The following is a 10,296-nucleotide window of genomic DNA, read 5'->3' as shown; positions in this document are numbered from 1 at the left end:
CCCCCCATCCCTTAAAAAAACCCCCACGCGCCCCCGCCCCCACAATTGGGCTGTTAAAACCCCCTCCACGGCGCCTGCGGCAAAACCTAACGGGGCCGGGCGGGCCCTAAACCGGCGGGCCCCGGGGGCATGCTCGGGCGGTACGGGACTACGCGCTGTCCTTGCGCAGCTCCACCTTCACGACCTTGCCGCTGGCGTTGCGCGGCAGTTCCGCGACGATCACCAGTTCCTTCGGATGCTTGTAGCGGGCCAGGTTCTCATTGAGGAACGGTTCCAGTTCTTCGAGGGTGAGCGTGCCGTCGGCATCGTCGAGCGCGACCACGGCCACCGGGACCTCGCCCCACTTCTCATGCGCCCGGCCGATGACCGCGGCTTCCCGGATCTTCGGATGCGCGAACAGGACGTTCTCCACTTCGGCGCAGTAGATGTTCTCTCCGCCGGAGATGATCATGTCCTTCTTGCGGTCCACGACGTAGACGAAGCCTTCTTCGTCCTGGCGCACCAGGTCGCCGGAGTGGAACCAGCCACCGGCGAAGGCATCCGCGGTCGCCTCCGGTTTGTTCCAGTATCCCGACATCATGGTGGGGCCGCGGTAGACGATCTCGCCGACCTCGCCGGGCGCCACATCGTTCATCTCGTCGTCGACGATGCGGGCCTGGATGGTGGGGATGACCTTGCCGACCGAGCCGAGTTTGCGGATGGCGTCCTTACCTTCGAGGACGCAGGTGATCGGCGACATCTCCGTCTGGCCGAACACCGCCACGTTGAATGCGTCCGGGAATGCGTCGGCCATCGCCTTCAGCACGGTATCGGAGGCGGGGGCGGCGCCCCAGCTGAGCGCCTTCAGCGCCAGTTTGCGCTGTTTCACCGTCGGCTCGTCGCAGATCAGCTGCCATTGCGCCGGTACGCAGAATGCCGTGGTGGCCTGTTCGGCCTCGACGGCGTCGAGGAATTCGGTGGCGCTGAAGGCGCCCAGCGGATGCAGCACCGTCTTGGCGCCCAGCATGAAGGCCGGCGCGAGGCTGCCGAGGCCCGCGATATGGAACAGCGGGGAGGTGCAGAAACCGACCGATTCCTGGTCGATCGCCAACGCCCGGATACAGGTGAGAGCCTGGGCGTTCATATTGCCGTAGGACAGGACCGCACCCTTGGGGCTACCGGTGGTTCCGGAGGTGTACATGATGAGGCAGGGGGTGTCCTCGGGGATATCGAGCGGGGTGTGCGCGGCGCCCTCCTCGACGAGCGCGTCGTCGTAGCCGATAACACCCTCACCGCTGCTCCCGCCGATCACGAAGACGTGGTCGAGCCCGGTGGCCTGTGCCTGCACCGCGGTGGCCAGCGGTTGCAGGACCGTATCGGTGACTACGGCCTTGGCGCCGCTGTCGCCGACGATATAGGCGACCTCGGGCGGAGTGAGCCGGAAATTCACCGGGACCGCGATTGCGCCGAGCGCGTTGATCCCGAAAACCGCCTCCAGGTATTCGGGGTAGTTGAGCGCCAGGAGAAGCACGCGGTCACCGGAGCCGACGCCGCGGCGGGCGAGCGCGTCGGCGAACTTCTGCGACCGTTCGTGCAGCTGCCGCCAGGTGGTGTCGGCACCGCGGAAACGAATCGCGACCTCGTCGGGCCGCATCACCGCATGCGTGGCGATCTGGTTGTTCCAGTGGTTGCGACGCGAACGGATCGGCTCGTCGAGGGCCTGCGCACCGGTGGTCATCCCACGTACTCCTCTCGGTACCGCGTGACCCACCGGAGTGTCCGGCACCACACGCGGTGTGAACGTGTCGGCAGAATAGCAATTCACATCGGCACCGGCAAGGAAAACGGGGCCGAATGGCCGTTAATTCCGAGGAACCGGACCGTGAAACAGGTTCACGCGCGTTGACGCGCGCATTTGCGACGATACCGGCGTGTCAGCACACCTGCCAGCTATCGCAGAACTCGCTCACTTATGCGAATCACGACTCACTTCCGGGGTTGATCGGGTCGCGACCGGCATGGCACCATGCAGCATGCGCGGACTATCCGCGGAAAGTGAGGAGAGCAGGCGATGCTGCGGACCAGGTTCACCGAGACTTTCGGTATCGAACATCCGATCGTGCAGGGCGGAATGATGTGGGTCGGCCGGGCCGAACTCGTCGCCGCCGTGGCCAACGCCGGGGGGCTCGGTTTCATCACCGCACTCACCCAGCCGACCCCCGACGATCTCCGGCGCGAGATCGAGCGCACGCGCGAGCTCACCGATAAGCCGTTCGGGGTGAACCTGACCATCCTGCCCTCGATCAACCCGCCGCCGTACGAGGAATACGTGCGGGCGATCGTGGACAGCGGTATCAAGATCGTGGAGACCGCGGGGAGCAACCCGGAGCCGTTCCTGCCCGCCTACCGCGAAGCCGGTATCAAGGTCGTGCACAAATGCACCAGCGTGCGGCACGCGCTCAAGGCGCAGAAGATCGGCGTGGACGCGGTCAGCATCGACGGTTTCGAATGCGCCGGACACCCGGGTGAGGACGATGTGCCCGGTCTGGTGCTGATTCCCGCGGCCGCCCGCGCACTCACCATCCCGTTCATCGCCTCCGGCGGTATCGCCGACGCCCGCGGCCTGGTCGCGGCGCTGGCACTGGGCGCCGACGGCGCGAATATGGGGACCCGCTTCCTGTGCACCCAGGAATCCTCCATCGACCAGCAGGTCAAGGAACAGATCGTCGCCAACTCCGAACGCGATACCCAGCTGATCTTCCGCACCATGCGCAACACCGCACGGGTCGCCGACAACGAGATCAGCCGTAAGGTCGTCGAGATCGAGAAGGCCGGCGGCAAGTTCGAAGACGTCCGCGAACTCGTCTCCGGTGCCCGTGGCCGGCGGGTGTTCGAGGAAGGCGATCTGGACGCCGGGATCTGGTCGGTCGGGCTGTGCCAGGGTCTGATCGACGATATTCCGACCTGCGCCGATCTGATCGGCCGGATGGTCTCGGAGGCCGAGGAACTGATCAACGCCCGGCTCGCTCGATTCGTTTCGGCCTGAATCGGCCCCTGAGCCGCGCCGGAAGGTATGGCGATCGATCCGGCGCCGGGTGTGGGAAGCCGTCTCACAGCAGTCGGCTTCCCGCACCGTTGCTGCAGCTTGCCGCTCCCGGCTCGCCCCGCTCGTCAGTGCGCGGCCAGTGCTGCGACGGCGTCGTAATCGTGTGCGGCTACCACCTCGATATCGGCCGGTAGCGCGTGCAATCGGTGGATGGTTTCGAAGGCGCGATCCCGATCGGTGTCGAACAATTGACCGGGCATCGGCGCCTTCTCCCGGATGAGATCGATCTGCAGCCGGTTCCACACCGCATCCCCGGCCAGCAGCACCCGGCGGCCGCCTGCGGTGGCGAGGAGTACGCCGATACTGCCCGGGGTGTGCCCGGGCAGGTCCACCAGTAGCACCGATCCGTCGCCGAACAGATCCAGGCTGCGTTCGAAGGTGAGCACGGGCGGCCCGTCCAACTCGAGCGGATCCAGCGATCGTCCCTGCAACGGGCCGCGCACCACTCCGGCCGGTGCGTGCGACCCCTCCAGCGCCCAGCCCAGCTCGGCCGCGGGCAGGCGCACCGGCACCGATTCGGGTAGTTCGAGCACACCGGAAATATGGTCCCAGTGCAGATGGGTCGGCAGCACGAAATCGATGGTGGCGGGATCGATATCGCGGGCGGCGAGCGCATCGGCCAAGCCGAGCACCGGTTTGTCCGGCGCGACCAACAGCGGAATCGGAAACGGCAGATCCGGTAGCACCCGCCGGTGAACATGGGCGCAGAGCGCGGGATCGACCAGGAAACGCGCCTTCGGATGTTCGACCAGATACGCCCCCATCGCCATCGGTAGATGCCCCAGACTGCGCACCCCCTCGGCCACGATGGCGGTCGGCGCCTGCATCCGGCCCTGCAACAGCACGGTCAGTTCGACACTCGCCCGGGCCGGCGGCGGAGATACCGATTCCAGCCGCGACAGCAGCAGCGTATCGGCCTTACGGGGCCGCAGCAGCCGCGCCGGTGTGGCAGCCAAGGCCGCACAACAGCGCAGCAGCGTGGGGAAGGTCGGGGTTCGTCCGTCGGCGGAAGCAGCCACATCGCAACGGTACCGGCCGTCCGGGCACGGGCGGGGCGAACGAACACCGGCCCGGCGCGACGCTGACAGACCGTCGCTCATATCGGCGCTCGGGCCCCACAGGTTCCCGGCACGGAATCTGTCACTCCGGGACAATCCGATCGGGCCTCGATAGGCCTTCGGTTCCACAGCGGTTTTCCATCCCGCAGCAGCGCACAAGAACGCCACGGCACGCCGGACTCCGGATCAGCGACCTCGACAACCCGGTCGAATCCGTGGGGCTCTGCGAACGAGCGGTAACACTGCCGTGCGCCGGCGATCATTTGCGCCGACGCTATGGCCCGGCCACCGAGCGATTCGGCGGATCCAGCTCGACCCCCTGTGTTTGCCGGACATTTGCGTCGAATTCTTCCGGATGGCAGCAGGTTTCGTGACGCCGCGGCCGGTCGGGCCCGGTGGATTCTTCCGGCATAATCGTGGCGTGAGGCGGGACACGCAGCTACTGTGCTGGATTCACGGCTCGCCGAGCGGCCGGTGGCGCGTGCGCACCGCTCGCCCCGGCCGTAGCCGCACCCCGTCGTACCTGCTGTCGTGCCGATGACCGATTCGGCGGGCGGCGTGGTTTTCCTGTTCTCGCCGGAAGGTGGCGAACATGCGCGAATGGGGCGAACCCTGGCCGGGAGGTACCCCGTTTTCGCCGCGGCCGTGCTCGACACCAGTGATGCCGTCGTGGCAGCGGGCGGACCGCGCGTGTGGACTCCGCGCCACGGCTTCCGCCACCCCGGTGCGGCACAGTGGCCGGACCGGCGACGGCGGGATCCGGTGTTCACCCAGGCCGCACTGTTCACCTACCAGGTGGCCACGGCCAGACTGCTGATCTCGTGGGGTGTGCGGCCCGACGGGGTGATCGGGCACGGTATCGGGGAAGTGGCGGCGGCCGCGACCGCCGGCGCCCTCCCTCTGTCCGATGCCGTCCATGTAGTTCTCGCCCGCGCCCACGCCGTGCGCCGGGTGGTGGAAACCGATGTCGTTGCCGAATTGCGGACCTCGGTGCCGGAGGTGCGGCGCCTGGTGGATCCCGTGCGCGAACGGGTCGTACTCGCCGCCGTCCATGGACCCGACTCGGTACTCGTCTCCGGACCACCGCGCTATATCGATGCCGTGGTGCGCCGGGCCGGACGCCGCGATATCGCCGCGCAGCGCTGCGATGCGTTCGCCCCGGCGATCGGCCGGTCGGCGGCCGAATCCGTCGCCGCCCTCGGCTCGCTGCGCCCCACGACCCCGGATATCCCGATGTACTCCACCGCCCGCCGCGGTGCGGTTATCGATGCACCGATCACTACAGGCCGCTATTGGGTCGAGAACTTCACCGGACCGGTACAACTCGCAGCCGCACTGGATCGGGCTGCCGCGGGCGCGGAGACAACCATCGTGCTGGAAGTCGCCCCGCACCCGATTCTCCGCGATGTGCTGCGCGAACTCCCGCAGTTCGCCCATACGACCTACCCCACCGCCCGCGGCGACGACGAAGGAACCACGTTCCTGACCTGCCTGGCCCAGGTGCAGGCAACCCGGGCCACCGCGGGACACCGAACCCGGCAGCTTCTGGAGGGCTCCACCGGCCGCGAACCGCATACAGGAACGAGCAATGGCCGGTCCCAGCTCGGCGGCGGGTACGTAATCGATTCTGCCGCAACGGCTTCAGCAGAAACCGGGGCGCCGGATGAAACGGCGGAAGGCCTGTCGGCGGGCCGGAGTCATCAGGATCCGGGAGTCGCGGGAATCGGCCCGGCGGGAGGAGATATGCGGGCGGAGGTCACGGGCGCCGGAACGCTGGCTTCGATACGGCTCACCGATAACCTCCCACCCACAGATATCATCGCATGGACTCGAATGGTCGACGCCAACAGGGCTATCCGCTTCCTGGCGGCCCAGGTCGCACTGGATCCGCCGATGCAGATCGATACGGCCGGCACCTACGTGGTCAGTGGCGGACTCGGCGCGCTCGGCTCGGTCATGGTGCGCCGGTTGCTGGTATCCGGTGCCCGCGATGTTCTGGTGCCGACCCGTTCACCGCGCCCGGTGCCCCCACTGCTCGAGGGATTCGAGGACCGGGTCGTGGTGGTGCGCTGCGATACTGCCGACCGTCACGATCTCGACAATGCGCTGCGCGATATCCGCGAATCGGGATGCACCATCCGCGGCGTGGTCCACGCGGCCCAGGTTTTCGAGGACACCGTTGTGGCCGCGCTGTCCGCGAATACCGCGACGGGTTCGGCCCGGAGCGGGCAGGCGCCGGCCGAATCGCCGGAGCCGGTCTTGGATGCGGGGCGGCTCGCGCGGCGATTCGCGCGTATCTCGCCGGCCGCGGCCAATCTCATCGAACTCACCGCCGCGGACCCGGTGACGTTCATTGCCGTGTTCTCGACACCGTTCGGCGGCATCACCGCGCCCCGAGAGATCGACGGCCTGACATCGGTGGATGCGCTCGGACACGATTCGCCGCCCTGAACCGACCCCAGCACTGGCTCCGGGTGCGGACCCGAGCACGTGGGCCACACTCGGCGGCGCTGTCCGGGCGGGGCCCGAAGCCCATCGGTGGGTTCGAGAGTGAATCGCCGCGTGCGTAGTGCGCGGCGCGAATCAGCGGTCCGTCCGCCCCAGCAGACGATCGGTTTCCCGCCGGTCCCGTTTGGTGGGGCGACCGGCCCCGCGATCGCGTTGCGGGAGGGAGGCGAGGACTTCCCGCGGCGGCGGAGGTGGACTGCGGTCGATCAGGCATTGGGCGGCGATCGGAGCACCGACCCGTTTGGTGATCACCCGTTCCACGATGACGATCCGTTCGATCCCCGAGCTGCGGATACGGATCTCGTCACCCGGCCGCACCGGCTGAGCCGGTTTGGCTGTCGCACCGTTGACACGGACATGACCGCCGCGGCACGCAGCCGCGGCAGCCGATCGCGTTTTGAACAACCGCACGGCCCATATCCAGGAGTCGACCCGGGCCTGGGCCGGACCATTGTCCGGAACAGAGGGAGCTGGACTCACCCCTTAGACGATACGACGCGCGGTGACCACTTCGTCGGCGGAAAGGTTGGTGTAGGACACCGGCTCACCGGACTGCACCGCATTCAGAAGCTTGCCGTCACCGGCATACAGGCCGACGTGGCCGCCACCGTTGGTGATGACGATATCGCCGGGCTTCAGATTCTGGAATGCCACCGGCGCGCCCACATGGGACTGTTCGAAGCTGGTGCGCGGCAGTTTGATGCCGGCCTGCTTGAACGCCCACTGCACCAGGCCGGAGCAGTCGAAGTTGTAGGGGCCCGCGGCACCCCAGGAGTACATGGCGCCGACCTTCGTCTTGGCGGCGTCGAGGGCGACATCACCGGCCGTCTGCTGCTGCGCCGGCGCGGGCGGGGCGAAATTCGGCAGCGCGGGTGCCGACGGCATTGCCTGCGGGGCCGCCGAGAGCGCCTGATTCAGCTGCTGGTTGAGCTGCTCTGCCTGGGCCGCGTACTGATCCGGGACCTCGACGTCGAACTTACCGACGCCGGGAACGTCGATCGTGGTGGTCGCGGCATTCGCGATAGCGGGCATGGTGCCCGTGGTCGCGGCGAGAGTGCCCATGACGAGCGCGCCCTTGACAGAATTTGGCAGCTTGGATTCTCGCTGCAAGCTGTGCTTACCCACCGAGCTCCGTCTCCGATCTTCGTGCTCTCCCACCATCGTCGGACGCGCGTCCTACGCTTATCGCGACGGCCTGAGATGGCGGCGACCAGTGGCGCCGCCTCACTGACGAAACGACTCGACTCCACTAAGTCACAAAGAGGTTACGATGCCTGCCCGGTGTTGTCCAGCCGAACGGGCCGGCTTTTCTCGCGAGCTGGGAGTACAGGTGTAAAGCACTGTGCGCGAAGGGATTTTCGGTACATCGATAGGTCACGGCGAGGTATCGGCGGGCGTGTCGGTTCGGCTACGGAGCATCTCCACCGCCGCGAGACGGCTCCCCACCCTTTCTGGATAGCCGTATCTAGGACACGACATAGATTCGCCCATATATACGGATAGGCGCGCTACGGTAGGAGAGTTATGGACCCCGTGCGCAACCCTTATGCACCCGGCGCAGGTCAGCGTCCACCCGAACTCGCCGGGCGCGGAAAGCAACTCGACGCCTTCGACGTCGTCTGCGAACGCATTGCGCGGGGTCGGCCGGAACGCAGCGTGATGCTCACCGGACTCCGCGGCGTCGGCAAGACCGTTCTGCTCAATCAACTGCGATCGGCCGCCGGTGCCCGCGGCTGGGGTACCGGGAAGATCGAGGCGCGACCGGATCAGGAACTGCGGCGGCCGCTGTCCTCGGCGCTGCACATGGCAGCCCGGGCCATCGCCAAAACCCATAGCAACAGTGAACGCGTGGACGATTTCCTCGGCATACTCAAGGCATTCGCCCTGCGCGCCACCGCAGACAAAGGAATGCGGGAACGCTGGCAGCCGGGTATCGATGTCCCGGCCGTCACCGGCCGAGCCGACTCCGGCGATATCGAAATCGATCTGGTGGAACTACTGACCGAGGCCGCCGGCCTGGCCGCGGATATCGGCGTGGGTATCGCCATCTTCATCGACGAGATGCAAGACCTCGCACCCGTGGACATCTCGGCCATCTGCGGCGCCTGCCACGAACTGAGCCAGGACGCCGCGCCGCTGATCGTGGTGGGTGCAGGTCTGCCGCATCTACCGGCCGTACTGTCGGCGTCGAAGAGCTATTCCGAACGGCTGTTCAGCTATCACCGGATCGACCGGCTGGATCGGGAGTCCGCCGACCTGGCGCTCATAGCCCCCGCCGAACGCGAAGAGGTGAAGTTCTCCGACGAGGCATTGGCGGCGCTGTACCGCAAGGCCGACGGCTACCCGTATTTCGTCCAGGCCTACGGCAAGGCGACCTGGGATCAGGCACCCGGTAGCCCGATCACCGCCGAGGATGTGGAGGTTGCCGCGCCGACCGCCGAGGAAGAGCTGGCCGTCGGGTTCTTCGGTTCCCGCTACGAACGCGCGACCCCGGCGGAGCGCGAGTACATGCGCGCGATGGCCGATCTGTCCGGCGATGAGGGCCCCGTCGCTACCGCCGCGGTCGCGACGGAACTGGGCCGCAAACCCGCATCCCTCTCGCCGGCTCGCGACGGCCTGATCAAAAAGGGACTCATCTACTCCGCCGAGCGGGGGACGATCGGGTTCACGGTGCCCCATTTCGGTCGTTACCTGCGAAGTGTGACCACCTGATCACCGATTCCGATTTATGCGGCTGCCTAGCGGTTGCGCTAGACAGGGTTAGACGTCCCGATCGAGATCCAGTCTCTCAACGAACCGCAGCGGCCGGTCGTGTTCGCGGACGATCGGGGTATCTAACCGTTTCTAGCGATTTTTTCAGAAACCGGGATATTGCACTCACTCCGTGGTTGCATGAGCCTTTCTTCCCTGTTCTAGCGAAAATCCTAGCTTCCACTCGAAACATCTCGACACCCGCGATCGCACCACCGCGGGGCGGGGCCGCAGCCATTGCCGGGCCCTCGACAGTTGTGCACATCGGCTCCCAACCGAAATCTGATCTTGACCATCCGACGAGCCGGAATCGAGTTTTTGCCGTACTGTGTTGTAGATCACCTTGTGTGGTCGGTCACAAGCTACGCCGGATGGCCAGCGCAGCCCACGCGGCGCCACCCACCGCGACCGGTGAGCAAATCAGGAGGTATCCATGACACGTAGCGACTTCGCGGAACTCCGGTACGCCGTAAACCAGCTCCGGCAGTCCATCGGAGTGTTGCGCGCCCACTACGGGGACGCGGGCACGATCCGCCGGCTGGAGAACGACCTGGAGCGACTCTGCATCGATGCCGACGAGTTCGAACAGAGCCCGCCGCCACCGGTCGCCGGCCGCGCCCAGGAACCCATCTACGTACCCGACAGCAAATCCGACGAGTCGGCGTGGATGGGCGCCCAGGACGAGGGGCTCGGCTTCCACTCGCGGCCACGCACCCAGTAGCACCACCGGGTTCACCACCGGATAACTGAACCTTGGGCCCCCGGCCGCCCGCCGGGGCGGCGCGCGGGGGGGGGGGCGGGGGGGGGGCGGCCCCCCCCCCCCCCCCCCCACGAACAGGTCGCCCGGTCCTACCTCGGATACCGGGTGTGACCGTGTCCGGATTCGCGCAGCAG

8 protein-coding genes are annotated in these 10,296 nt (G+C 67.0%); 4 read left to right on the top strand and 4 right to left on the bottom strand.

Annotation, left to right across the window (positions count from 1 at the left end; all coding sequences use genetic code 11):
- Positions 1-148: 148 nt before the first annotated feature.
- Complete coding sequence (gene fadD5, locus QH196_RS14075; protein ID WP_280416232.1) at positions 149-1,717, bottom strand: fatty-acid--CoA ligase FadD5; 1,569 nt, start codon at positions 1,715-1,717, stop codon at positions 149-151.
- Positions 1,718-2,050: 333 nt separating this feature from the next.
- On the opposite strand from fadD5, the gene QH196_RS14070 reads away from it, so the two are divergent.
- Positions 2,051-3,025 (top strand): NAD(P)H-dependent flavin oxidoreductase, encoded by a 975-nt coding sequence (locus QH196_RS14070; RefSeq protein WP_280416231.1) that lies wholly within the window; start codon positions 2,051-2,053, stop codon positions 3,023-3,025.
- A 125-nt stretch (positions 3,026-3,150) separates the two neighbouring features.
- Here the strand turns inward: QH196_RS14070 and QH196_RS14065 are convergent, their stop codons facing one another.
- Positions 3,151-4,104, bottom strand: coding sequence for an MBL fold metallo-hydrolase (locus tag QH196_RS14065; protein ID WP_280416230.1), 954 nt, complete (start codon positions 4,102-4,104; stop codon positions 3,151-3,153).
- A 576-nt stretch (positions 4,105-4,680) separates the two neighbouring features.
- On the opposite strand from QH196_RS14065, the gene QH196_RS14060 reads away from it, so the two are divergent.
- Positions 4,681-6,594, top strand: coding sequence for an acyltransferase domain-containing protein (locus QH196_RS14060; RefSeq protein ID WP_280416229.1), 1,914 nt, complete (start codon positions 4,681-4,683; stop codon positions 6,592-6,594).
- A 132-nt stretch (positions 6,595-6,726) separates the two neighbouring features.
- Here the strand turns inward: QH196_RS14060 and QH196_RS14055 are convergent, their stop codons facing one another.
- Positions 6,727-7,131, bottom strand: a complete 405-nt coding sequence (locus QH196_RS14055) for an RNA-binding S4 domain-containing protein (protein WP_280416228.1) — start codon at positions 7,129-7,131, stop codon at positions 6,727-6,729.
- A 3-nt stretch (positions 7,132-7,134) separates the two neighbouring features.
- Positions 7,135-7,776 (bottom strand): C40 family peptidase, encoded by a 642-nt coding sequence (locus tag QH196_RS14050; protein WP_280416227.1) that lies wholly within the window; start codon positions 7,774-7,776, stop codon positions 7,135-7,137.
- A 399-nt stretch (positions 7,777-8,175) separates the two neighbouring features.
- Here QH196_RS14050 and QH196_RS14045 point away from each other — a divergent pair, with 399 nt between their 5' ends.
- Both QH196_RS14045 and QH196_RS14040 read left to right on the top strand, forming a co-directional pair.
- A complete protein-coding gene (locus QH196_RS14045; RefSeq protein ID WP_280416226.1) occupies positions 8,176-9,363 on the top strand; it encodes an ATP-binding protein in 1,188 nt (395 codons plus the stop codon).
- Positions 9,364-9,835: 472 nt separating this feature from the next.
- Positions 9,836-10,123 carry a hypothetical protein gene (locus QH196_RS14040; RefSeq protein ID WP_033246586.1) on the top strand — a complete coding sequence of 96 codons (288 nt, stop codon included), beginning with the start codon at positions 9,836-9,838 and terminating at the stop codon, positions 10,121-10,123.
- Positions 10,124-10,296 lie beyond the last annotated feature (173 nt).

It is taken from the genome of Nocardia carnea (assembly GCF_029868325.1).
Classification (GTDB): Bacteria; Actinomycetota; Actinomycetes; order Mycobacteriales; family Mycobacteriaceae; genus Nocardia; species Nocardia carnea_C.
This window is presented reverse-complemented; position numbering and strand designations above follow the sequence as displayed.

Bases quoted from the DNA above. Each gene is read 5' to 3' on its own strand.
- fadD5 (WP_280416232.1), bottom strand. From the start codon at position 1,717: ATGACCACCGGTGCGCAGGCCCTCGACGAGCCGATCCGTTCGCGTCGC.
- QH196_RS14070 (WP_280416231.1), top strand. From the start codon at position 2,051: ATGCTGCGGACCAGGTTCACCGAGACTTTCGGTATCGAACATCCGATC.
- QH196_RS14060 (WP_280416229.1), top strand. From the start codon at position 4,681: ATGACCGATTCGGCGGGCGGCGTGGTTTTCCTGTTCTCGCCGGAAGGT.
- QH196_RS14045 (WP_280416226.1), top strand. From the start codon at position 8,176: ATGGACCCCGTGCGCAACCCTTATGCACCCGGCGCAGGTCAGCGTCCA.
- QH196_RS14040 (WP_033246586.1), top strand. From the start codon at position 9,836: ATGACACGTAGCGACTTCGCGGAACTCCGGTACGCCGTAAACCAGCTC.